This is a genomic window from Vibrio sp. 2132-1, assembly GCF_033344315.1.
The window spans coordinates 1-666 of record NZ_JAWPON010000402.1 but is presented as its reverse complement, the minus strand read 5'-3'; the positions used below and the strand labels follow the sequence as shown (position 1 = coordinate 666).

1 protein-coding gene and 1 pseudogene are annotated in these 666 nt (G+C 46.5%); both read right to left on the bottom strand.

Annotated elements, in window-relative coordinates; all coding sequences use genetic code 11:
• Positions 1–102: pseudogene (locus tag R8N47_RS25680) on the bottom strand (DUF3329 domain-containing protein); the annotation flags it as partial.
• Between the two features lie 40 nt (positions 103–142).
• Positions 143–666, bottom strand: a 524-nt coding sequence (locus R8N47_RS25675) for a winged helix-turn-helix domain-containing protein (protein ID WP_318186162.1), incomplete at its 5' end; no start/stop codon positions are given.

The window sequence follows — 666 nt, the reverse complement described above, 5'->3', positions numbered from 1 at the left end:
CAACCACGGCATATAACCGAATATCCACCCCACTATCACCCAAGGGGTGTAAAAAAAAGCCAGCTCCCAGGCCAGCTTTTTCCACGTTAATCTTTCAACCACTCATTACTCCAGAAATGGCATTGATAAGCTGCGTAAAAATCTAAGCCTTTGTTGAGAAGCGGTAACCAGCGCCACGAACGGTTTGAATCAGTTTGTCGTGACCGGCAGCTTCCAGTGCTTTACGAAGACGACGGATATGAACGTCAACAGTACGGTCTTCAACATAAACATTGGTGCCCCACACGTTGTTTAGCAGCTGCTCACGGCTGTAAACACGCTCTTGATGGGTCATAAAGAAGTGCAGCATCTTGAACTCGGTAGGCCCCATATCAACCGCTTCATCATTCGCAGTAACACGGTGAGAAACAGGATCGAGTTTGAGACCTTGAACATCAATCACATCTTCTAATGCGGTCGGCGTAACACGGCGAATAACCGCTTTAAGGCGAGCAACTAACTCTTTAGGTGAAAACGGTTTGGTAATGTAGTCATCTGCACCAACCTCTAAACCGCGAACTTTATCTTCTTCTTCACCGCGAGCAGTCAGCATCACAACAGGAATGTTGCGTGTAAGCTCTTCACGTTTCATGTGTTTGATAAAATTAATGCCACTACCGCCAGGTA